19 protein-coding genes and 1 riboswitch are annotated in these 21,145 nt (G+C 70.2%); of the genes, 10 read left to right on the forward strand and 9 right to left on the reverse strand.

The window, feature by feature from the left end:
* Window positions 1–2,691, forward strand: a 2,691-nt coding sequence (locus NJ4_RS15450) for a carboxyl transferase domain-containing protein (RefSeq protein WP_281178328.1), incomplete at its 5' end; no start/stop codon positions are given.
* A gap of 69 nt (window positions 2,692–2,760) precedes the next feature.
* On the opposite strand, the gene NJ4_RS15455 is transcribed toward NJ4_RS15450, so the two are convergent.
* The 4 genes from NJ4_RS15455 to NJ4_RS15470 all read right to left on the reverse strand — a co-directional run bounded on the left by NJ4_RS15455 (window position 2,761) and on the right by NJ4_RS15470 (window position 8,601).
* Window positions 2,761–4,224, reverse strand: coding sequence for an aminotransferase class V-fold PLP-dependent enzyme (locus NJ4_RS15455; RefSeq protein ID WP_067437058.1), 1,464 nt, complete (start codon window positions 4,222–4,224; stop codon window positions 2,761–2,763).
* Window positions 4,221–5,624 carry an MFS transporter gene (locus NJ4_RS15460; RefSeq protein WP_082748710.1) on the reverse strand — a complete coding sequence of 468 codons (1,404 nt, stop codon included), beginning with the start codon at window positions 5,622–5,624 and terminating at the stop codon, window positions 4,221–4,223. Before NJ4_RS15460 ends, NJ4_RS15455 begins: the two co-directional genes overlap by 4 nt.
* 79 nt (window positions 5,625–5,703) lie before the next feature.
* A complete protein-coding gene (locus tag NJ4_RS26240) occupies window positions 5,704–7,197 on the reverse strand; it encodes a MinD/ParA family ATP-binding protein (RefSeq protein WP_174524611.1) in 1,494 nt (497 codons plus the stop codon).
* A 108-nt stretch (window positions 7,198–7,305) separates the two neighbouring features.
* Complete coding sequence (locus NJ4_RS15470) at window positions 7,306–8,601, reverse strand: alpha/beta fold hydrolase (RefSeq protein ID WP_082748712.1); 1,296 nt, start codon at window positions 8,599–8,601, stop codon at window positions 7,306–7,308.
* A 55-nt stretch (window positions 8,602–8,656) separates the two neighbouring features.
* Here NJ4_RS15470 and NJ4_RS15475 point away from each other — a divergent pair, with 55 nt between their 5' ends.
* Entirely contained in the window at window positions 8,657–10,201 is a 1,545-nt protein-coding gene (locus NJ4_RS15475) for an FMN-binding glutamate synthase family protein (protein ID WP_067437061.1), read from the forward strand.
* 18 nt (window positions 10,202–10,219) lie between these two features.
* Here the strand turns inward: NJ4_RS15475 and NJ4_RS15480 are convergent, their stop codons facing one another.
* The 3 genes from NJ4_RS15480 to NJ4_RS15490 form a co-directional block, all read right to left on the reverse strand.
* Window positions 10,220–11,656: an alpha,alpha-trehalose-phosphate synthase (UDP-forming) gene (locus NJ4_RS15480; protein ID WP_067437064.1), complete on the reverse strand. Its 1,437-nt coding sequence runs from the start codon at window positions 11,654–11,656 to the stop codon at window positions 10,220–10,222.
* A gap of 93 nt (window positions 11,657–11,749) precedes the next feature.
* On the reverse strand, window positions 11,750–12,790 hold the full coding sequence (locus NJ4_RS15485) for an adenylate/guanylate cyclase domain-containing protein (protein WP_067437067.1): 1,041 nt from the start codon (window positions 12,788–12,790) through the stop codon (window positions 11,750–11,752).
* A 1-nt stretch (window position 12,791) separates the two neighbouring features.
* Complete coding sequence (locus NJ4_RS15490; protein ID WP_245644590.1) at window positions 12,792–13,202, reverse strand: Crp/Fnr family transcriptional regulator; 411 nt, start codon at window positions 13,200–13,202, stop codon at window positions 12,792–12,794.
* Window positions 13,203–13,409: 207 nt separating this feature from the next.
* On the opposite strand from NJ4_RS15490, the gene NJ4_RS15495 reads away from it, so the two are divergent.
* Window positions 13,410–13,706 carry a DUF3263 domain-containing protein gene (locus tag NJ4_RS15495; RefSeq protein ID WP_067437074.1) on the forward strand — a complete coding sequence of 99 codons (297 nt, stop codon included), beginning with the start codon at window positions 13,410–13,412 and terminating at the stop codon, window positions 13,704–13,706.
* Window positions 13,707–13,710: 4 nt separating this feature from the next.
* Window positions 13,711–14,208: a LytR C-terminal domain-containing protein gene (locus NJ4_RS15500; protein ID WP_067437077.1), complete on the forward strand. Its 498-nt coding sequence runs from the start codon at window positions 13,711–13,713 to the stop codon at window positions 14,206–14,208.
* A 129-nt stretch (window positions 14,209–14,337) separates the two neighbouring features.
* Here the strand turns inward: NJ4_RS15500 and NJ4_RS15505 are convergent, their stop codons facing one another.
* A complete protein-coding gene (locus tag NJ4_RS15505; RefSeq protein WP_067437080.1) occupies window positions 14,338–15,183 on the reverse strand; it encodes a trehalose-phosphatase in 846 nt (281 codons plus the stop codon).
* Between the two features lie 112 nt (window positions 15,184–15,295).
* Window positions 15,296–15,438, forward strand: a riboswitch (SAM riboswitch).
* A 9-nt stretch (window positions 15,439–15,447) separates the two neighbouring features.
* Between NJ4_RS15505 and thrC the strand changes: the two genes are divergently transcribed.
* Complete coding sequence (gene thrC, locus NJ4_RS15510; protein ID WP_067437083.1) at window positions 15,448–16,713, forward strand: threonine synthase; 1,266 nt, start codon at window positions 15,448–15,450, stop codon at window positions 16,711–16,713.
* 175 nt (window positions 16,714–16,888) lie between these two features.
* Window positions 16,889–17,167: a MoaD/ThiS family protein gene (locus tag NJ4_RS15515; protein WP_067437085.1), complete on the forward strand. Its 279-nt coding sequence runs from the start codon at window positions 16,889–16,891 to the stop codon at window positions 17,165–17,167.
* A gap of 21 nt (window positions 17,168–17,188) precedes the next feature.
* Here NJ4_RS15515 and NJ4_RS15520 read toward each other — a convergent pair whose 3' ends face one another.
* Window positions 17,189–17,890: a hypothetical protein gene (locus NJ4_RS15520; RefSeq protein ID WP_067437087.1), complete on the reverse strand. Its 702-nt coding sequence runs from the start codon at window positions 17,888–17,890 to the stop codon at window positions 17,189–17,191.
* 128 nt (window positions 17,891–18,018) lie between these two features.
* On the opposite strand from NJ4_RS15520, the gene NJ4_RS15525 reads away from it, so the two are divergent.
* The 4 genes from NJ4_RS15525 (at window position 18,019) to NJ4_RS15540 (ending at window position 21,022) form a co-directional block, all read left to right on the forward strand.
* Window positions 18,019–18,486: an OsmC family protein gene (locus NJ4_RS15525; protein WP_067437090.1), complete on the forward strand. Its 468-nt coding sequence runs from the start codon at window positions 18,019–18,021 to the stop codon at window positions 18,484–18,486.
* A gap of 120 nt (window positions 18,487–18,606) precedes the next feature.
* On the forward strand, window positions 18,607–19,434 hold the full coding sequence (locus NJ4_RS15530) for an SGNH/GDSL hydrolase family protein (protein ID WP_082748714.1): 828 nt from the start codon (window positions 18,607–18,609) through the stop codon (window positions 19,432–19,434).
* Between the two features lie 129 nt (window positions 19,435–19,563).
* Window positions 19,564–20,418, forward strand: coding sequence for an ATP-grasp domain-containing protein (locus tag NJ4_RS15535; protein ID WP_067437095.1), 855 nt, complete (start codon window positions 19,564–19,566; stop codon window positions 20,416–20,418).
* A gap of 94 nt (window positions 20,419–20,512) precedes the next feature.
* On the forward strand, window positions 20,513–21,022 hold the full coding sequence (locus NJ4_RS15540; protein WP_067437097.1) for a SigE family RNA polymerase sigma factor: 510 nt from the start codon (window positions 20,513–20,515) through the stop codon (window positions 21,020–21,022).
* Window positions 21,023–21,145: the final 123 nt, after the last annotated feature.

A 21,145-nucleotide genomic window follows, 5' to 3' on the forward strand; every position in this document is an offset into this window, starting at 1 on the left:
CGGCTCGAGAACGGCATCCCTGCTCACGAGCCGATGCTGGAGGTGCTCTTCCGCAGGCACTACCGCGAGTACGACCTGCACGACGCCCGGCCGGTCCACATCGACGGCCGTCCCTGCGCGGTCGCCGACTACACGCTCGATCGTCGGCCCACCCACCTGGTCTCCACGGTCGGCCACGTCTCCGAGCTCGTGCCCGGCAGCAGTCTCGGTGACGCCGTCGACCGGCTGGTCGGCGAGGCCACGGACGGGATGGACGTCGTCGCCGACCTCTACCTCGGCTGGTCCGACGCGCCGGCCACGGCCGACGCGATGTCGGCCGAGCTGGGCCGGCTGGTCAACGCGCTCTCGTTCTCGGTCGCCGTACGACGGGTGGCGATCGCGGTCTGCCCCGGGTCCGGCCGTCCGGTGGAGTACTTCACCTTCCGGCCCGCCGAGGGCGGCGGGGCCGTCGAGGACGACCTGGTCCGCGGCCTGCACCCCATGGTCGCGCGTCGCCTCGACCTGTGGCGGCTGCGCAACTTCCACGTCACCCGTCTCGACGCTCCCGAGGACGTCCTGCTCTATGAGTGCGTGGCGCGGGAGAACGCCCAGGACCGGCGCCTCGTCGCGCTGGCCCAGGTGCGCCAGCTCGCCATCATCCGCGACGACGAGGGCCGGGTGATCGCCGTACCCCACGCCGAGCGCGCGGTCGAGAACTGCCTCGAGGCGATCCGGCGGGTGCGCACCTCCCGCGGCGCCGCGGGCAGCAAGCTCGACGTCAACCACGTGTGGGTGCAGGTGTGGCCGGTGGTCGACGCCGACGTCGACCAGCTCACCACCCTGCAGGGCAAGATCACCCCGCTCACCGACGGCGCGGGCATCGAGGAGGTCGTGGCCCAGGGCCGCATCGCCGGGCCCGACGGGCAGGCGACCCCGGTCGCCATCCGCTTCCACGCCCGACCCGGCTCGGGAGTCACCGCGGCGATCGAGCCGCCGCCCACCGAGCCACTCAAGCCGCTCGACGAGTACGCCGGCAAGGTGCTCCGGTCGCGTCGCCGCGGAATGGTCTACCCCTACGAGCTGACCGGAGTGCTGGCCGGCAACGGCGGCACCCTGGTCGAGCACGACCTCGACGACACCGGCGTGCTGGTGCCTGTCGACCGGGCACCGGGGCTGAACAAGGCCGGGATCCTGGTCGCCGTGGTCACCACCCCGACGACGCTGCACCCCGAGGGCGTCACCCGCGTGGTGCTGTGCGGTGACCCGACGAAGGCCCTGGGAGCGGTCTCCGAGGCCGAGTGCTCGCGCCTGATCGCCGCGATCGACCTGGCCGAGCGGATGCAGGTGCCGGTCGAGTGGTTCGCGATCTCGGCGGGCGCACGCATCTCGATGGAGTCCGGCACCGAGAACATGGACTGGGTGGCCGCCGGCCTCAAGCGGATCATCGAGTTCACCCAGGCCGGCGGCGAGATCAACATCGTGGTGGCCGGCATCAACGTCGGCGCCCAGCCCTACTGGAACGCCGAGGCCACGATGCTCATGCACACCAAGGGCATCCTCGTGATGACGCCCGACAGTGCCATGGTGCTGACCGGCAAGCAGTCGCTCGACTTCTCCGGCGGTGTCTCTGCCGAGGACAACTTCGGCATCGGCGGCTACGACCGGGTGATGGGTCCCAACGGTCAGGCGCAGTACTGGGCGCCCGACCTGGCCAGCGCGTTCGGTGTGCTGATGGCCCACTACGACCACACGTACGTCGTCCCCGGTGACGCTGGTCCGCGACGGGCGCCGAGCGACGACCCGGTCGACCGGGACATCACGTCCTACCCGCATGCGGCCCCCGGGAGCGACTTCACGACGGTGGGCGAGATCTTCTCCGCAGAGACCAACCCCGACCGCAAGAAGGCGTTCGACATCCGCACCGTGATGCGGGCCCTGGCCGACCAGGACCACCCGACCCTCGAGCGTTGGGCGGGGATGGCCGACGCCGACACCGCGGTCGTGCAGGACGTCCACCTCGGCGGTCATCCGGTGTGCCTGCTGGGCATCGAGTCCCGGCCGGTGGCGCGGCGGGGCTTCCCGCCCACCGACGGCCCCGACACCTACACCGCAGGCACCCTGTTCCCGCGGTCGTCGAAGAAGGCGGCCCGGGCGATCAACGCCGCCAGCGGCAACCGGCCGCTGGTGGTGCTGGCGAACCTCTCCGGTTTCGACGGCTCACCCGACTCGATGCGCAACCTGCAGCTCGAGTACGGCGCCGAGATCGGTCGGGCGATCGTCAACTTCGACGGGCCGATCGTCTTCTGCGTGATCTCGCGCTACCACGGTGGTGCGTTCGTGGTCTTCTCCAAGCGGCTCAACCCGCGGATGACCGTGCTGGCGATCGAGGGCTCCTACGCCTCGGTGCTGGGCGGTGCCCCGGCCGCGGCCGTGGTCTTCGCCGGTGAGGTCGACAAGCGCGCCGCGGCCGACCCGCGGGTGGCCGCCCTCGAGGAGCGGATCGCCGAGGCCGCCGGCACCGACCGTGCCGGGCTGGTGCTCGAGCTGGCGACCCTGCGCACCGAGCTGCGGGCCGAGAAGATCGGTGAGGTCGCCGCCGAGTTCGACGGCGTCCACGACATCCACCGCGCCGTGCGCGTGGGCTCGGTCGACGAGGTCATCTCCGCCGCGCAGCTGCGCCCGAAGATCATCGAGGCCATCGACCGCGGCTGACCCACGAGTCGTTGAGTTTGGTGTCGCGAGTTGTTGGTTTCTGCTCGTCGAGATCGCAGTTCTCGTCGGTCAGCAGGGCCGTTGCAGGCGGTCGAGGAAGGCGATCAGCAGGGCCTCGCGCATGGCGGGGGAGGCCACGTCGAGCATGGCGTTGACCTCGGCCATCCGCTCGGGCAGCGCCAGCCCTTCGCCGCCAGCTTCGTTGCCGGCGCTGCTGTCGCCGTCGCCGGCCGCGCTGGCGTCGCCGATCAGCCCGGACGCGGCGAGCAGCCCGTCGAAGTCCTCGTCGGACAGCGCGGCCGGGTCGAGCGCGGCGATGAACGCCACCACCTCGGGGTCGACGGTGACAGGTCCGGCGGCGACAGCAGCCTTCACTGCGGCGGCCAACGCCGCGAGGAAGTCGTCGACGTGCGGCAGGGTCGCCGCCGAGACCGACAGGTGGACCGTGGCCGGCGCGTCGGCGTACGACATCTGCGGCTGGACGTACCACCCGGCCGCGGCCATCTCGTCGCAGATCGTGAACGGGTCGCAGGTCTCGTCGCAGGCCAGGGCGACCAGTGTCGAGTCCGGTCGTACGACGACCCGCAGCGAACCGATCGACCCGACCCCGGTCACGATCCGGTCGACGGCCTCGAACACCTCCTGTGACAACGCGAGGTAGCCCTCGTCGCCGATCGACTGCACCACGGCCCAGGCAGCGGCGAGTGGGCCGCCGGACTTCGTGGACTGCATGGTCGAGTTCAGCATCGTGTAGCCGGGCCAGTCCGCGGACGCGAAGTACTGCGGCTTCCGCAGGGCAGGGGTGCGGTGCAGCAGGATCGAGGTGCCCTTGGGTGTGTAGGCGTACTTGTGCAGGTCGACCGAGATGCTGGTGACGCCCTCGACGTCGAAGGTCCACGGCGGCACGTCGCGGCCCAGTCGGGCCGCGTAGGGCAGCACCCACCCGCCGATGCAGGCGTCGACGTGGCAGCGGACCCCGCGTGCGGCGGCCGCGGTCGCGATGTCGGTCACCGGGTCCACGACCCCGTGCGCGTAGGACGGTGCGCTGGCCACCACGAGCACGGTGTCGTCGTCGATCGCGGCGGCCATCGCAGCGGCGTCGGCACGGAAGTCGGGGCCGACCGGCACCACCGCGGTCTCGACCCCGAAGTAGTGAGAGGCCTTGTGGAATGCGGCATGTGCCGTCGCGGGCAGCACCATGCGGGGTCGTCTGATGTCGGGCCGCGAGTCCCGGGCACCTTGCACCGCGAGCAGCACCGACTCCGTGCCACCCGAGGTCACCGAGCCCACCGTGCTCGAGGGGGCACCCAGCAGCCGACAGGCGAAGCCGACCAGCTCGTTCTCCATCGTCAGCAGCGAGGGGAAGGCGGTCGGGTCGAGCCCGTTCGAGCCGGCGTACGCCGCCACCGCGGCTCGCCCGACCTCGTCGACGTCGGCCAGCCCGGAGTCGTAGACGTAGGCCAGCGTGCGGCCGCCGTGCACCGGCAGGTCGCCGGCCTGCAGCGCGCGGAGCCGGGCCAGGACGTCGCTCATGAGGTCTCCTCGGTGTCGAGTGCGGTGTCGAGTGCGGTGTCAGGTGCGGTGTCGGGTGCGCTGCCTGGCGCGCCGCCGATCGCGGGGGTGACCAGGCTCGGATCGCCGAGCGAGTAGCGCGACAACCAGACCAGCGAGAGCAGGATCAGCAGGGCCGGCAGCAGCGAGAAGCCGAGCACGATCGCGGTGACCGCCGAGTCGGGCTGGGCCACGTCGCCCGACGTCGAGGAGCGGTAGTCGCCCAGGGTCAGCATCAGGGCGAAGAGCCCGGGGCCGAGCGCCAACCCCAACGTCTCGGCGGCGGTCCAGACACCGGTGAAGACGCCGACACGACTGGATCCGGTGCGCACCGCATCAGCCGCCGCCGCGTCGGGCAGCATCGCCAGCGGGAACACCTGGGCGCCGGCGTAGCCGCAGCCAACGAGCGCCACCGCCGCGAACACGACACCGGCCGGGGCATCGCGGGAGACGACCGCCAGCAGAGCCCCGGCGGCCAGCACCAGCGAGGCGGCGACGTAGCCGGCCTTCTTGCCCACCCGGGTGCCGATGCGTGCCCACAACGGCGTCAACAGCAAGGCCGGGCCGACGAAGCAGACGAACAGGATCGTCGAGGCGCCCTGACTGTCGAGCACGTCACCGGCGAGGTAGTCGACGCCGGCGAGCATGCAGCCGGTGGCCAGCGCCTGGAGCACGAAGGTGATCAGCAGGAGACGGAAATCCCTTGCCTGGCTGACGATTCTCAGCTGTTCTCGCAACGAGCCGGTGCCGGCAGTGACCTCCAGGTGCGGTGCCCGGGCGGTTCCGAAATAGGTGCCGACGACACCGACAGCGATCAGCACCGCCATCATCAGGCCCATCAGCCGATAGCCGTCGCGGCCACCGACCGCGTCACGGATCAGGGGAGCGGTCGCCCCGGCCAGCATGATCGTGAACGCCAGCACCGCCACCCGCCACGACATCAGCCGCGTGCGTTCGTCGTACGAGTCGGTGATCTCGGCCGGCATCGCGACGTAGGGCACCTGGAAGAAGGCGTACGCCGTCGCGCAGCCGAGGAAGCAGGCCAGCACCCACAGAGCATCGAGCGACTGCGAACCGAAGGCGGGTCCGGCGAAGAGCAGCGCGAAGGCCACCGCGAGCGAGAGCCCGCCGCGCAGAAGCCACGGCCGGCGCGGGCCGCGCGGGTCCGAGGTGCGGTCGCTGATGCGGCCCGCGATCGGGTTCAGGATCACGTCCCACGCCTTGGGCAGGAACACGATCATCCCGGCGTAGAGCGCGCCGATGCCCAGGCTGTCGGTCAGGAACGGCAGGAGCATCAGCCCCGGCACGGTGCCGAACGCGCCCGTCGCGACGGAGCCGGTGGCATAGCCGACGCGTACGCCGCGGGTCAAGGGCTCGGACATGTCCGAACCCTAGTCACGTCGTCGCGCTCGCGGGTGGTTTCGAGACGCTCGTTCCTCGCTCCTCAACCAACCCTGACGGTCAGAGCGACTCGGCCATCGCCGCGCAGGCCTTGAGCCAGGCGGCCTTGGTGTCCTCGGAGAGCCGGTCGTACTGCACGACGGATCCGGCCACCAGCGCCGGGTCGTAGGGGATGCGGAAGACCGCGCGGGTGCGCTGCGTGTAGACGTCGGTGAGGTCCTTGGCCAGCTGCGCGTCGACGTTCGGTGACGGGTCGGCGAGCACGGTGATCGTCTTCTGCTTGATCTCGGTGTGGCCGGCGTCGGCGAGCGCGTCGAGCATCCACAGGCCGGAGTAGCCGGTGTCCTCGCGCACCGTGCAGGTGACCACGACCAGGTCGGCGGTCTGGGCGGCGGCGAGCCAGTTCTCCGCGCGCAGGTTGTTGCCGGTGTCGACCAGGATCAGGTGGTAGAACCGCTCGAGGAGCCGGTGCACGGCACCGAAGTCGCTGGCCTTGATCGTGCCGGTGACGTCGGCCCGCTCGTCGGAGGCGAGCACGTCGAAGTGGGCGTCGCCCTGGCTGCGGACGAACGCCCCGAGGTCCCCGATGCGTGACTCGTAGACGTCCTGGAAGCGCTCGAGGTCGTCGAGCAGCTCGCGGGTCGTGTTGTGGTGGCGGGCCTGCTCGCCACGCATGCCGAGGGTGCCGCGGGTCTCGTTGTTGTCCCACGCGACCACGCCGCCACCGCGCACGGTGCCGAACGTGTAGCCGGCCGCGAGCACCGACGTGGTCTTGGCGGCGCCACCCTTGGGGTTGGCGAAGACGACGGTGCGGGGGCCCGAGAACGAGCGTTGTACGGCGGCCCGCGCCTCCCGGTGGGCGCGTTCCTTCTTGCCCATCTTGGGCTTGACCAGTCCGAAGCTGATCTTGCGGAGGACGCCGCGCCAGCCCCAGGTGGCCGGGCCGATGTCGATGCTCTGGTGCCGGGCCCGGAGGAAGTCCTGCGCGGTCGGAACGTGGTCGGGTTCCTGCTGGGGCGGGTTGGCCGGCTGGTGGCCGGGACTCGTGGCGGCGTACTGGCCCGTCGCCGGCGGACCGGAGTACGACCCGGATTGTTGTGCTGCCCGGGGCGGTGCTGGCTGGGACGGTGCAGCGTGCTGCGGTCCGGTCTGCGGGGGAGCCTGTGCGGGACGACCCTGCGGCGGACCCGACTGCGGGGGACCCGACTGCGGGGGACCCGACTGCGGCGGGCCCGACTGCGGGCGAGTCTGGTACTGCCCGGGCGGTGCGTAGGGACTGGTGCCCGGAGGAGGACCGTAGGGGTTGCCCTGCTGCCGCATCGGCGGCACACCGTTCGGCGGTGCCTGGTGACTCGGCGGCGCCTGCGTGGTCGGCGGAGCCGCGGACCCCTCAGGCCGGTAGGCGCGCTTTCCCGGAGTGGTCGGTGGTCCGTTCGGAGGGTCGGGCACCTCCGTGATCAGCGGCTGGTCGGGAGAGCCCACGGGGGTGGGCTGGACCTGCCAGCGCGGGCGCTGGTCCTGGTCGTTGCCGCTGACGGGTGCGTCGTCGGTCATCGTTACCTCCGAGAATGGATGTCCGGTCGTGCGCTGAGCATTCTTGCACCCGTGGTCCGGACGTGGTCTCGACAGGCTCGACCACCGAAGCCGGCTCCACCGAGGCGGCTACTTCGCCAAGGAGCGCGAGCTGCCCGATCCGTAGCGGCGGGTGGGACTGGCGCCGATGCCGGCGGCGTCGGTGGCGCCCGGCTTGGAAGACTTCGAGGGCTTCGACGAGGTCGCAGGCTTCGCGGGCCGCGAGGCAGCGGTGGCCGCCTCGGCGTCGGCGATCTCGGCGTCCGCCTCGGCAGCCTCGTCGGGGGACTTGTCGCTGGACCACTTGGTGATCCAGCCGTCGATGAACTTCCACGTGGTCTCGCGGGCCGAGCGTCCGGTGAGCATGCCTAGGTGACCTCCTGGGACGACCTCGAAGCGTACTTCGGGTGACCCGGTGAGTAGGGGAACAACTGCCTTCACGCACGCGACCGGAGCGATCCCGTCGGTGGCGCCGCCGAAGACCAGAACCGGCTTGTCGACGTCCTTGATCTCGATGCGACGATCGCCGAACGCGAAGTAGCCGTACTTCAGGTCGTTGGTCTTGAAGAACCGATGATAGAGCTGCCCGAACGTGCGGCCCGGGTAGGCGATCATGTTGGCGGTGAAATTGTCGACCGCCTCGAGCTGCGCGAGAAAGTCGGTGTCGTCGAGGTTCTGCAGCTTCACCAGCGGCTTGGAGACCAGTTTTTGGGCCGCCGAGAGCTGAAAGGCCCACCGCACCAAGGGTTTCGGGGCACCGCCCATCGCCTGGTAGACCCGCGTGACCGGGCCGCGGCCGTCGGTCAGCCCGCCGAGCCATGGCCGGTCGGCGATCTTGACCAAGGGCCGCAGCGGCGCCATCAGCGGCACCTTCGCGACGTCGAAGGGCGACCCGACGACCGTCATCGACGCGATCGGGAGACTCGGATCGTCGGCGGCGGCCAGCGTCATGAAGATCCCGCCCAGACTCCAGCCGACCACGTGCACGGGGCGGCCGCCGGCATGCGCCGAGGTTGCCCGGATCGCCTCGGGGACGACCTCGTCGATCCAGTGCTCCATGCCGAGGTTGCGATCGCGGAACGACACCTCGCCGTACTCCACCAGGTACGTCGGCCGGCCGCCGGTGACCAGGTGCTCCACGAGGGAGCAGCCGCGGCGCAGGTCGAAGCAGATGGACGGCGCTGCCAGGGGGGTGACCAGCAGCACCGGGTCGCCCTGCTCCTTCACCTTGCCCGCGGGACGGTAGTGGTAGACCTGTCGCAGGAGGCCCTCGTCGATGAGGGTGCGAGGCATCTTCCTGAGGTCCGCCACGCCGCCGTACAACATCTTGTGGGCGACGTTGCTGGCTGCGGAGACGACCTGATCGGGTTTCGGGATCAGATCCATGTTCGCAAAGTACCCGAACCTCGACATTCGTGGGTGGGGCGACTAGACACTGACCATGAAGTGGAACGCGATCAGGACAGTGGGGGCCGCCGGCGTCGCGGCCCTGGGGGCAGTGGCGGCGCACGACCTCACCCAGAAGCGGCATGCGCTCAAGCGGAACTTCCCGGTGGTGGCCAACCTGCGCTACCTGCTGGAGACGATCGGACCCGAGCTGCGGCAGTACATCATCACCGACAACGACCAGGAGCGGCCGTTCAGTCGCGATCAGCGGCGCTGGGTCTACGCGTCGTCCAAGCTCGAGAACAACTACTTCGGCTTCGGCACCGACAACAACATCGAGAACAACGTCGGCTACCCGATCATCCGGCACCGCACGTTCTCCGACGTGGCGCCGCACACCGACGTGCACAGCGGCGAGGAGCTCGCGTTGCCCTCGGCCAAGGTGATGGGCGGGCCGCGCGGTCGCACCCACGCCTTCCGGCCCAACTCGGTGGTCAACGTCTCGGCGATGAGCTTCGGCTCGTTGTCGGGTGCCGCGATCGAGGCGCTCAACAAGGGCGCCGCGTTGGCCGGCACCCTGCACAACACCGGCGAGGGTGCCCTCTCGCCACATCACAGGCAGGGTGGCGACCTGATCTTCCAGATCGGCACCGCCTACTTCGGCTGCCGTGACGAGCTGGGGCGCTTCGACCTGGCCCGGCTCAAGGACGTCGTGGCCTCCGCGCCGGTGAAGGCAATCGAGATCAAGCTCAGCCAGGGCGCCAAGCCCGGACTGGGCGGCATGTTGCCGGCGGCCAAGATCAGCCGGGAGATCTCCGAGATCCGTGGCATCCCGATGGGCCAGGACTGCTCCAGCCCGTCGCGGCACACGGAGTTCAACGACGTCGACAGCATGCTCGACTTCGTCGAGACGATCGCGGACGCCACCGGCCTGCCGGTCGGCATCAAGTCCGCGGTCGGCAACATGGACTTCTGGCACGATCTGCTCGAGCAGGTCGGCTCCCAACGTTCGGTCGACTTCATCACCATCGACGGCGGCGAGGGTGGCACCGGGGCGGCGCCCCTGGTGTTCAGCGACTCGGTCGCTCTGCCGTGGCGGCTCGGCTTCAGCAGTGTCTTCAAGCTCTTCGCCGAGGCCGGCAAGGAGGGTGACATCACCTGGATCGGCTCGGCCAAGCTGGGCCTCCCGGAGAACGCGATCGTGGCGATGGCGCTCGGCGCCGACATGGTCAACACCGCACGCGGCGCGATGCTCGCGCTGGGCTGCATCCAGGCCCAGAAGTGCCACACCGACACCTGTCCGACCGGCGTGGCCACCCAGAACAACTGGCTCGCGCACGGTCTGGACCCGGAGCTCAAGTCAGTGCGGGTGGCCAACTACATCAAGACGATGCGACGCGACCTGCTCAAGATCGCCGAGGCGTGCGGCGTGCCGCACCCGGGTCTGATCGGGATCGACGACGTCGACATCGTCGACGGGGTCCAGTCGACGCGGCCGTTGGGTGAGGTCTACGGCTATCGCCCCGGTTGGGGGCTCCCGCCGGAGCAGGCACGAGCCGAGATCACCGCGCTGATGTCCGGGCGGCAGCCCGCGCACTGACCTGTGCGCGCAGCAGGGTCAGGAGAGGCGGGCGGGGCGCACCGGCTTGCCGTGCGTGGGGCGTACGGCGGCCAGCTCGGCCAGGAAGTCGTTGGCCCAACTGGCGACGTCGTGCTCCGTGACGGTCTTGCGCATCGCCTTCATCCGGCGGGCGCGGTCCTTCTCGTCGGAGTGCGCCGCCTCGAGGATCGTCGCCTTCATGCCGTTGATGTCATAGGGGTTGATCTGCCAGGCCTGGCGCAGCTCGTTGGCGGCCCCGGCGAACTCCGAGAGCACCAACGCCCCGTCGTTGTCGTAGCGACAGGCGACGTACTCCTTGGCCACCAGGTTCATCCCGTCGCGGTAGGGCGTGATCACCATGATGTCGGCGGCACGATAGAGCGCGGCCATCTCGTGGCGCGGGTAGGCCGAGTGCAGGTAGGCGATCACCGGCTGCCCGATCCGCCCGAGGTCACCGTTGATCCGCCCGACCAGGCGGTCGATGTCGTCGCGCAGCACGCGGTACTGCTCGACGCGTTCGCGGCTGGGGGTGGCGACCTGCACGAAGACACTGTCGGTGACGTCGAAGTGGCCGTCCTTGACCAACTCCGAGTAGGCGCGCAGCCGCGGGTAGATGCCCTTGGTGTAGTCGAGCCGGTCGATGCCGAGCAGCACCTTCTTCGGACTGCCCAGCGCGGCCCGGATCTGCGCCGCACGCTCGGTCACCGACTCGGACCGGGCCAGCTCCTCGAAGCCGGCGGTGTCGATCGAGATCGGGAACGCGGCGGCCAGCACGGTCCGGCCGTCGGGCAGGTAGACCAGGTCGCGGTGGGTCTTGTGGCCGACCCGCTGGCGCACGAGGCGCACGAAGTTCTGGGCCGCGCCGGAGAGCTGGAAGCCGACCAGGTCGGCACCGAGCAGCCCCTCGAGGATCTGGCGACGCCACGGCAGCTGCTGGAAGAGCTCGCCGGGCGGGAAGGGGATGTGCAGGAAGAAGCCGATGCGCAGGTCGGGTCGCAGCTCGCGCAGCATCTGCGGCACCAGCTGCAGCTGGTAGTCGTGGATCCAGACCGTGGCCCCCTCGGCGGCGATCTCGGCGGCGCGGTCGGCGAAACGCTGGTTGACGGTGACGTAGGAGTCCCACCACTCACGGTGGAACTCCGGCTTGGCGACCACGTCGTGGTAGAGCGGCCACAGGGTGCCGTTGGAGAAGCCCTCGTAGAACTCCTGGATCTCCTGCTCGCTCAGGGGCACCGGCACCAGTGACAGCCCGTCGTCGACGAACGGCTCGGTCTCGTCGCCGGCCACCCCGGTCCACCCGATCCAGGCGCCGTCGTTGCTGCGCATCACCGGCTCCATGGCGCTGACCAGCCCGCCGGGGGAGCGGCGCCACTGCTTGGATCCGTCGGGCAGGGTGACCCGGTCGACGGGCAGGCGGTTGGCAACGATCACGAGGTCTGCTGATCCGGACGTCACGCTGCAGACCCTAGGGCATGTCGCCCAATGCGCTTTCGCGCACCGGGCTGGAACGGCGAGACCATGGACTGCTCGTACCCGGCGACGGAGTTCCTAGTCGCGGGCGCGGTCATGGCGAGGTGGCTTCGGCCTCTTCAGTGCCCAGGTCTCGAGCCGCGAATAGCCCTTGACCGGTGTGGTGCGCGCTCGTCGTACCCGGAACTCAGGGTGCTCGGACTCCTCGTCGTGGGCCCGCAGCTGGTCGGCCAGGTCACGGTTGACCAGCACCTTGCCCGGGCGGGCGATGGAGGTGAGGCGCGAGGCGATGTTGACCACCTCGCCGTAGACGTCGCCCAGGCGGGCGAGCACCGGCCCGTGGGCCAGCCCGACCCGAACCTGGGGGAACTCCTCGTCGGTCTCGTGCGACTGGGCGAGGGTGAGCGCGATCCGGCCGGCCGCGACCGGATCGTCGGCGACGAAGAGCACCTCGTCGCCGATGGTCTTGATGATCCGGGCGCCGTTCTCGGAGATCACCGAGTTCACCGTCGACTCGAAGCGCTCGACCATGTCGGCGAGCTCGTCGGCACTGAGGCTGCGGGTGCGGCGGGTGTAGCCGACGATGTCGGCGAACCCCACGGCCTGTACGACGTCCTCCTCAGCGGCCTGCAGCAGCAGCCGACCGGCCGCGTTGGCCAGGTGGCGACGCCAGACGTACTCCTGCAGCCCGGACAGGGCGGGCAGTGCGGTGGCCACCACGGGCTCGATCTCGGAGAACACCAGGTTCCGGCGTGAGCCGAGCATCATCGTTGCCACCTCGGCGATCTCCCACTCGGCGAGTCGGGAGAAGCTGCGGCCCATGCTGCGGGTCAGCGCGTTCTCGGTGCGTGGGTCGACGACCCCGCTGCTGACCAGGCGCTCCAGCGTTCGGACCGCCTCGACGTCGGCGTCGGTGAAGAGGAGCTCGTCGTCCGAGGCGGGGGACGGGAAGCCCAGGGCCAGCCACAGGTTGGTGGCGCGCTCGGAGGTGACCCCGCTCTGCTCGATCACGTCGAGCCGGTTCAGGTGCGGCGCCTGCCCGAGCAGGGTGGCCTCGAGTGCGGCGAACAGCTCAGGGTCGAAGCCCGGGGGCTGCGGGCTGGCCTCGGGCGGGCTCACCTCAGGCGGGCCCTTCGGGCAGGCGGTCCTGGGTGGTCTGCTCGAGAGCGGTCCGGAAGGTCGGCACCGTGTCGATGAGCTCCTGGACGGCCTCGCTGGTGAAGTGCAGCACCGACAGGGGCGTCAACGAGACCACGCTGGCGTTGCGCAGCTTGTGACTCACGATCGCGGCCTCGCCCACGGTGTCGCCGGGCCCGAGGCGGGCGATCTCCTGGCCGTTGCGGCGCACGGAGACCTGGCCGTCGAGGATGATGTAGGCCTTGTCGGCCGGGGTCTTCTCCCAGATCAGCGACCAGTTGGCCGGAATGGTGACGGCGGTTCCGTGGTCGATGAGGGCGCGGATCTCGGTGTCGCTGAGGTTGGCGAATCGGTCGAGGCGGGTGAGTTCCGCCCGTTCAGGTGAATCGGTCACGTGCTGATCCTCTCGAGGGTCGGCGTCAGGCGCCGGGCTCCGTCCCGGGTAGATCTTCGCCGCGAGTCGCGCGCCTGTCCAGAGATCGCGGGATTTGTCGGCGCGCCGTGGGGACTCGCCGGGGATCGAATGACATGCGTGTGATTCAACGTCTACGATGGGGGCCGAGCCTTCGGGCAGTCAAGCAAGGCAAAGGGGTCGAGACGCATGGACGCTGCAGAGTCCGTCAATCACGAGCAATCCGCGGGCGGGTCCACCCTGTCGGCGCGCGACAGCGAGATCCTCGAGTTCGAACGCCAGTGGTGGAAGTACGCCGGGGCCAAGGAACAGGCCGTGCGCGAGAAGTTCGACATGTCCTCCACCCGCTACTACCAGGTCCTCAACGCGCTCATCGACAAGCCGGAGGCGCTGGCCTCCGACCCGCTGCTGGTCCGTCGCCTGCGTCGGCTCCGTGCCGCCCGGCAGCGTCAGCGCTCGGCTCGCCGACTCGGCTTCGAGGTCTGAGCCCGTGCGCGCGAGAGACGACCGTGGCGTCGCCTTCCCCTCTCCGCTCGTCATCCTGAGCATCCTCGCGGTGGCCATGGCCGGCATCGCCTACGTGACCACCATGGACCGCGACGACGGCGGCATGGAGTCGGTCTCCAAGCCGGCCACGACCTCCTCGGCGTCCCCGTCCACCGAGGTCGCCCCCGTGCCGCCGCCGGTGAAGAAGAAGGCGCCCAAGGTCGTCCGGTCGAAGGTCTACGTCGAGGTCTACAACAACACCAACATCTCCGGCCTGGCCGGCTCCGCCGCGGGCACGGCGCAGTCGTTCGGCTGGCAGGTCGTGGCCTCCGACAACTGGCACGGCACGATCCCGGCCTCCACGGTCTACTACCCGGAGCGGCTCAAGGCAGCCGGCAAGATGCTGGCCAAGGACCTCGGCATCGCTCGCGTGATTCCCGCGGTCGACCCCATGGGCGGCGACCGCCTGACGGTGATCCTCACCCCCGACTACGCCTCCTGACCCTGACCCGCCGAGGCTCACGCGGGGTTGTGGTCGCTCCACGCGCGTCATGACCCCGCACCAGTGCCGCCGTACGCCGTCCTGCCGATCGCGAGCCCCCGCGACCCCGACGCAGGATGCCAAGCGTGGTCAGAGGCGGGTGGCGGCGGCGTCGAGCGTGAGCTGACGCAGCAGGTCGAGTACCCCGGCCGGCCCCTCGACGGTCACGTCGGCCCGGCTCAACAGTGCGTCGTGCTCGTCGGAGGAGGAGCAGACCAGCAGCGTCGCCTGCCCGTCGCGGCGCAGCTCGTCGACGGCGGTGAACGCCTCGAGGTCGCCCAGGTCGTCGCCGGCGAAGAGGAACCCGCGAGTGCCCAGCTCGTCGGCGAGGGTGTGCACCGCGTCGCCCTTGTGGGTGCCCGGGGCACGCACCTCGATGACGCTGCGGCCCGGCTCGACCGTAAGGTCGTTCTTGCGGGCCAGCTCCGTGATCGGCGCGAGCAACCGGTCGAAGGCGGCCTTCGGATCCGCCAACCGCCGCGTGTGCACGGCGACGGCGAGGCCCTTCTCCTCGACGAACGCGTCGAACGCGTCGGCGCGGCGCAGCAGCGAGGGGAGCCCGAGCAGAAAGCTGCCCAGTCCGTGGGGTGGGCGGGGCGAGTTCACCCGGCGATGGGCCGACGACCAGCGCTCGTTGCCGTACTGCCCGAAGACGTGCAGCTGCGAGCCGCGCGCGGCGATCGCGTCGCCCACCTCGTCGAGGCCGCCGAGGGCGAGCGCCTGGCGGGCCGGCCGGCCGGTGATGATCGCGACGGCGGCCACCTGGTCGGCCAGGTCGACCAGCACCTCGCCGGCCTCGGGGTGGATGTGGGCCTGGCTCGGGTCGTCGACGATCGGCGAGAGCGTGCCGTCGAAGTCGAGCCCGATGACGCTCTCGTGGGCGGCCCGGACCAGGGCGGCGTACCGCTCCTCGCCCGCAGCGGAGATGAACTCCATGGCTCCACCCAATCAGATGACCTCGCTCGCCGCGCCGGACGGCCTCGGGAACGTTGTCCGCATCCCGGACCCGATGTGCACATCGTGAGACGGCCTGCGTAGGCTGAGCAACAGCTCATCGAGAGGGACTGAGGGAACGGCCCAGTGAAGTCCCGGCAACCGCCACGAGCCCCCTGATCCGGCCCCGCCGGAACAGTCGTGGAAACGGTGCTAATTCCGGCCCGCGACGAGATACGCCGACGGGGAAGATGAGAAGGAGGACTCATGAGCGCGAGCACCATCGAGAAGAAGACCCTGCGAGAGGGCGCCTTCGGCAACGCCACCGGCCTCTCGTGCCGCGAGTGCGGCCACCAGATCGAGCTCGGCCCGAACTATGCGTGTCCGGAGTGTTTCGGTCCTCTCGAGATCGCCTACGACTTCCCGGCCGTGACCCGCGAGCAGATCGAGGCCGGCCCCGCGAACATCTGGCGCTACAAGGCGCTGCTGCCGGTGCCCGACGACATCGAGCAGAGCCCCAACACCGAGCCCGGGTTCACCAGGCTGCTCAAGGCGCACAACCTGGGCCGCGAGCTCGGCATCGACAACCTGTGGGTCAAGGACGACTCGACCAACCCCACCAACTCGTTCAAGGACCGCGTGGTCGCCTGCGCACTGAGTGCCGCCCGCGAGTTCGACGCGAAGGTCTTCGCCTGCCCCAGCACCGGCAACCTGGCCAACGCCGTCGCCGCCGCGGGTGCCCGGGCCGGCATCAAGACCGTCGTGTTCATCCCGAGCAACCTCGAGCAGCCCAAGCAGGTCAACTCGGCGATCTTCACCGAGAACCTGATCGCCGTCGACGGCAACTACGACGACGTCAACAAGCTGGCCTCCGAGATCGCCGGTGAGGAGGACGGCTGGGCGTTCGTCAACGTCAACGTGCGTCCGTACTACGCCGAGGGCTCCAAGACGCTCGGCTACGAGATCGCCGAACAGCTCGGCTGGCGTCTGCCCGACCAGATCGTCATCCCGGTGGCCTCCGGCTCGCAGCTGACCAAGGTCGACAAGGCGTTCCAGGAGCTGATCAAGCTCGGCCTCGTCGAGGACAAGCCCTACCGCGTCTTCGGGGCCCAGGCCGAGGGCTGCTCGCCGGTGTCAGTGGCCTACAAGGCCGGCGTCGACGCGATCCGCCCGGTCAAGCCGGACACGATCGCCAAGTCCCTGGCGATCGGCAACCCCGCCGACGGCATCTACGTGCTCGACGTGTGCAAGCGCACCGGCGGCGCCGTCGAGGACATCACCGACGACCAGATCCGCGACGCGATCGTGCTGCTGGCCCGCACCGAGGGCATCTTCACCGAGACCGCCGGCGGTACGACGGTCGGCGTACTGAAGAAGCTCGTCGAGACCGGCCAGCTCGACACCTCGCTCGAGACCGTCGTGATCAACACCGGCCACGGCCTCAAGACGCTCGACGCGGTCTCCGGCCGGGTCAGCGCCCGTGCCACCATCGCCCCGTCCTATGACGCCTTCGTCGCCGCCAACATCATCTGACCGCCGTCCGCCGGAACGTCTGCGGCGTTGTCGACACACCCCACGGGAACGCGCTTCGCTTGCCTTCCCGCGGGGACCCCGCCGCTTGACGACCCGCTCCGCTCGACGGTCGCCTGCGCGGCTCCGCCTTGCGGCCGCACCCACCGGCCCGCGATCACTACCCGAGGAGAAAAAAATGAGTGTGTCCGTCCGCATCCCGACCATTCTTCGCACCTACACCGGTGGCGAGTCCGAAGTCGCCGCCGAGGGCGCCACGCTGGCCGAGGTGCTCGACAACCTCGAGGCCAACTACGAGGGCATCAAGGCACGGGTGCTCGACGACAACGGGGCCCTGCGCCGCTTCGTCAACGTCTACGTCGGCAACGAGGACGTCCGCTTCCTCGACAACCTCGAGACCGCGACCGCCGACGGTGTCCAGGTCTCGATCATCCCCGCGGTGGCCGGCGGCTGCTGAGCGGCCAGGCTGAGGACTGGGTCACCCCGTCTGCAGGGTCGGCAGAATGCGGTCCATGATCGAGGCGGACTCGCTGGCGCTGCTCGCGGAGACGGTGACACTGGCGACGCCGGTGCTGGTCGGCACGAAGAGCGCCTTCCCGTGCACGCCCAAGGCCTCGAGCTGGTAGGTGAGCAGGCGACCCGGGCCGACCGGGGTGTCGATCTCGGTGACCTGCATGTGGGTCGCGTTCAGCTGGGCGAACTGCGCCCGCAGCGCTGACGCCGGCGGCACCTCGGCGATCATCGGCAGCGGTGCCACGTTGACGTTGGCCGCCGACTTGCCCGGGCCCGGTGTGCCGTCGACGAGGATCACCTCGACCTGACTGGTGACCTGCTTGAACGTCTCGAGGTCCATGTTCATCGCCTCGAGTGCCGGGGCGAGCTGGTCGGCATTCTTGGTGAGACTCTCGCGGTTCAGGAGGGTCCAGTCCTCCGGAGCCGCCAGTCGGAGCCCGCTCTTCTTGGCGTTCACGAACCGCATGCCGTCGGGTGCCCCGGTCGGCTGCGTGGGCGCCGACGGCGACTCCCCGGTGCTCTGGCTGGGATCCGTCGACGCGCTCGGGTCGGAGGTCGTCGAGCGCTCCGCGGGTGGGCCCGCCTGTGTCGGAGGCTCGTCGTCGGAGCCGCATCCACCGAGGGCGAGGGCCGCGACCAGTCCGAGAGTCAAGAGGAGGCGCTTCATGGCGTGCACCCTATTCCTTCACTCCGACCGGACGGCGTCACGGCGTCACGGCGTACGACGGCCACGGCGTACGACGGCCACGGCGTACGACGGCCGCGCTGGCAGGAGAGCTGCGCGAGGATGACCCCATGGACCACACCTACTCACTCGACCTGACCTGGCAGGGAAATCGCGGCACCGGGACCAGCGGCTACCGCGACTACGCCCGCGACGTCGTGCTGCGCGCCGGAGGCAAGCCCGACCTCGCGGGCTCGGCAGACCCGACCTTCCGTGGAGACGCCACGAGGTGGAACCCCGAGGAGCTGCTGGTGGCCGCGCTCGCCCAGTGCCACCTGTTGTCCTACCTGCACTCCGCGGTCAACCACGGTGTCGTCGTCACGGCGTACGAGGACTCCCCGGTCGGGACCATGACGCAGGTCGGCCAGGGCGGGCAGTTCACGTCGGTCCTGCTGCGGCCGCGCGTCGTGGTCGCCACGCAGGACCAGGTCGAGACCGCCCTGCGGATCCATCGCGAGGCCAGTGAGAACTGCTTCATCGCGGCCTCGATGAACTTCCCGGTGACCCACGAGCCCACCGTCACCTCTGCCGCGGGTTGAGCGCACCAACCCGGTGGTTCGCGACGCAGCTGTCGGGTGAACCGACGCGTTCACGACAAGTTCGTCGCGAACTACCGGGAGTTGGGGAGGGGGCAGTGACGGGGTGGTTCAACTGGGGCGATGAGACTTCGACCGTTCGCCCTCGGCGTCGGCGCGCTGGGCATCGGCACGGCCGGCTTCCTGCTCGGCTCGCGCCAGCTGCTGCGTCGCCAGGCGGCCCAGGCACGCGCGGTGATCGGCAAGCCACTGGGGGAGGAGGCGCTCGATGCCGACCGCACGTTCAAGAAGAGGTACGGCGACCCGATCCACCTGGTGATGTTGGGTGACTCGATCGCGGCCGGTCTCGGTGCGGACGTGCCCAACCACACCCCGGGCGCGAGACTGGCCAAGTACGTCGCCCGGGACACCCGACGCGCGGTCAAGCTGCACACGGCCGCACGGGTCGGCGCGGAGAGCTCGATGCTGCTCGACCAGCTGTCGACCCTGAAGCCGACCTACCGTCCCGACGTGGCGGTCGTCATCGTCGGCGGCAACGACGTCACCCATCGCGTGCCGGTGGCCGAGTCGACGGCCCACCTGGAGGAGTGCATCCGCGCGCTCCAGGAGCGTGGCACCTCGGTGGTCGTGGGCACCTGCCCCGACCTCGGCATGCTGCGCCCGGTGCCACAACCCCTGCGGGCACTGGGCTCTCGCGCCTCGCGCCAGCTCGCCGCTGCTCAGCGTGCCGCAGCCCTGGCCCTCGGCGCCCGCGCGGTCGACCTGGCCCACGTCGTCGGGCCGTTCTTCATCACCAACCCCGACGAGATGTTCAGCCTGGACCGGTTCCACCCGTCCTCGCTGGGCTACAAGCGCACGGCCAAGGCGGTGCTGCCCTCGGTGCTGGCGGCCCTCGGCGTCGCCGCCGACGTGCCGTTCGGCCACCACGCACCGGAGCCGGTCAGCAGTTGACGGTCGCCGCGCCCTCGAGAACGGCCACCGTTGGCGCGTCGATCGGTGTCAGCCGGTGACACCGTTCCATGCGCCACGGCCGGCAAAACCCATTCGGCACCGCCACCGACACACCCTAGGCTCGCGGACATGACCGACGTACTGCTCGCCACCTTTGCTCTTCTGCCCGACGGCGAGCCCGGAGGTGAGACACTCGTGAGCGCCCTGGCCGAACGCGACATCGACGCGCGCTGGGTCTGCTGGGACGACCCGGACGTCGACTGGGCGGCCGCCGACCTGGTCTCCGTGCGCGCCACGTGGGACTACCACCGCCGCCGCGACGAGTTCATCGCCTGGGCGCGCAGCGTCGACAAGCAGACCCGCCTGCTCAACGGTGCCGAGGTGTTCGCGTGGAACGCCGACAAGGCCTACCTGATCGAGCTCGGTGAGCACGTGGCCGTCGTACCGACCGAGCTCCTCGGCGACCACGACCTCGTCACCGGCCTGCAGGCGGCGATCGACCGGTACGGCGCGGCGGTGGTCAAGGCGCGCATCGGCGCCGCCGGCCTCGGGGTGGTCGTCGCCGAGAGCACCGACGACCAGCGGCTCTCCGGGCTGACGGCGGGCCCGTGGATCGTGCAGCCCCTGGTCGAGTCCGTGCGCACCGAAGGCGAGACGAGTGTCTTCGTGATCGGCGGCGAGGTCGTCTCCCAGGTGCACAAGCTGCCCGCCGGCGACGAGATCCGGGTGCATGAGCAGTACGGCGGCAGCAGCGGACCGGTCGACGTCCAGGAGGAGTACGCCGACCTGGCCCGCCGGGCCACGCTGGCCGCCGAGACGGTCACCGGCAACCGGCTCGACTACGCCAGGGTCGACATGATGCGTCTGGGCGACGGGACCCTTGCGGTCAGCGAGCTCGAGCTGATCGAACCCGGTCTCTATCTGGACGTGCTGCCCGACAACGCGCGACCCTTCGCCGATCTGGTGTCCCGCCGTCTGCGCTGAGCCCGGATCAGACGGAGCTCGAAATCCCGAAGGAGCCTCCAACCATTCCTGTCGCTTCCGCGTTTGACTGTCATGGGACGAACGGGGAGACCAGATGGCGGCCGGTGACAAGGAGTCGTTCACGCAGTGGGCGACCGAGCGGCAGGGCGCACTGCTGCGCACGGCCGTGCTCATCTCCGGCGACCACCAGCGCGCCGAGGACCTCGTCCAGGAGGCGCTGACCAAGGTGGCCCTGCGGTGGGGCAAGCTGCGCGACGGCCACCCCGACGCCTACGCCCGCACGATCATCGCCCGCGACAACATCTCGTGGTGGCGCAGGCATCGGCGCGAGCTGGTGGGTCTGCCCGAGCACGGCGACCGGGAGGCGCCGCGGTCGGGCGCCAGCAGCGAACGTCAGCTGATGCTGCGCGATGCCCTGGCCGCCCTCACTGCCAAGCAACGCGCGGTGATCGTGTTGCGCTTCTACGACGACCTCACCGAGCCCCAGGCTGCCGACGTGCTCGGCGTGGCGGTGGGCACGGTGAAGAGCCAGACCCACCTTGCGCTGCGACGCCTGCGCGAGGCCGCGCCCGAGCTGGCCGAGCTGCTGACGGAGGACTCGTGATGACCGAAGACCGACTCAAGGATCTGCTCCACGAGAGCGTCGACGACCTGTCGTCGGTGCCGCTGGCCGACGCTGCGTGGACGAACGCCGTACGCCGCCGCCGACGCACCCGCCTCGCCGGTG

Source organism: Nocardioides jensenii JCM 1364 = NBRC 14755, from assembly GCF_001552535.1.
Taxonomy (GTDB): domain Bacteria; phylum Actinomycetota; class Actinomycetes; order Propionibacteriales; family Nocardioidaceae; genus Nocardioides; species Nocardioides jensenii.

Coding starts and splice junctions, on each gene's coding strand:
- NJ4_RS15455 (WP_067437058.1), bottom strand. CDS start 4,224: ATGAGCGACGTCCTGGCCCGGCTCCGCGCGCTGCAGGCCGGCGACCTG.
- NJ4_RS15460 (WP_082748710.1), bottom strand. CDS start 5,624: ATGTCCGAGCCCTTGACCCGCGGCGTACGCGTCGGCTATGCCACCGGC.
- NJ4_RS26240 (WP_174524611.1), bottom strand. CDS start 7,197: ATGACCGACGACGCACCCGTCAGCGGCAACGACCAGGACCAGCGCCCG.
- NJ4_RS15470 (WP_082748712.1), bottom strand. CDS start 8,601: ATGGATCTGATCCCGAAACCCGATCAGGTCGTCTCCGCAGCCAGCAAC.
- NJ4_RS15475 (WP_067437061.1), top strand. CDS start 8,657: ATGAAGTGGAACGCGATCAGGACAGTGGGGGCCGCCGGCGTCGCGGCC.
- NJ4_RS15495 (WP_067437074.1), top strand. CDS start 13,410: ATGGACGCTGCAGAGTCCGTCAATCACGAGCAATCCGCGGGCGGGTCC.
- NJ4_RS15505 (WP_067437080.1), bottom strand. CDS start 15,183: ATGGAGTTCATCTCCGCTGCGGGCGAGGAGCGGTACGCCGCCCTGGTC.
- thrC (WP_067437083.1), top strand. CDS start 15,448: ATGAGCGCGAGCACCATCGAGAAGAAGACCCTGCGAGAGGGCGCCTTC.
- NJ4_RS15515 (WP_067437085.1), top strand. CDS start 16,889: ATGAGTGTGTCCGTCCGCATCCCGACCATTCTTCGCACCTACACCGGT.
- NJ4_RS15520 (WP_067437087.1), bottom strand. CDS start 17,890: ATGAAGCGCCTCCTCTTGACTCTCGGACTGGTCGCGGCCCTCGCCCTC.
- NJ4_RS15525 (WP_067437090.1), top strand. CDS start 18,019: ATGGACCACACCTACTCACTCGACCTGACCTGGCAGGGAAATCGCGGC.
- NJ4_RS15530 (WP_082748714.1), top strand. CDS start 18,607: ATGAGACTTCGACCGTTCGCCCTCGGCGTCGGCGCGCTGGGCATCGGC.
- NJ4_RS15535 (WP_067437095.1), top strand. CDS start 19,564: ATGACCGACGTACTGCTCGCCACCTTTGCTCTTCTGCCCGACGGCGAG.
- NJ4_RS15540 (WP_067437097.1), top strand. CDS start 20,513: ATGGCGGCCGGTGACAAGGAGTCGTTCACGCAGTGGGCGACCGAGCGG.